General features: G+C 54.7%; 1 protein-coding gene. It reads left to right on the plus strand.

What is annotated here, in order from left to right:
- Positions 1-453 (plus strand): ferritin-like domain-containing protein (locus DUK53_RS17125; RefSeq protein ID WP_201740740.1); only part of this gene is annotated, 453 nt, incomplete at both ends.

Here is a 453-nt window from a genome sequence, read left to right on the forward strand (position 1 = left end):
AAGTGAATCTGTACGGCTTCTCCAAAAACGGTATCTTCCAGGGCATGGTGATCGAGCATCCGAAAGATGTCCGCCCGCGCGCCATCGCCAATGAAGTCCCCAGCGATATGACCATCGGGGAGTTTTATCTTTACGTTGAATCGCGGCTGCGGGCAGCGGTGGAAACCCATGGAGAACGGGCGATTTTCTGCGGCGATCCGCAGCGCCAGATCCCACCGGATGTTTTCTACTACGGCGGCGGGGGCAACGTACTGAAAGTAAGCGATCTGAAATCCGCGGTAGCCGCCATGAAACTGATTACCGATCAGGGTGAAGGCACAGAAAACGATATCTGGGTGGTGGATGAAGATGAGTTGGCCCACTATTTCCGTTTTAGCCAGATCTACAATGAACGGCTGTATCAAAAAGGCGATACCGTGGCCAGTGGCCCTACCGGCGACCCATTCCCGGTAC

This window comes from Listeria sp. SHR_NRA_18 (assembly GCF_003856515.1).
Lineage (GTDB): Bacteria > Bacillota > Bacilli > Lactobacillales > Listeriaceae > Listeria_A > Listeria_A newyorkensis.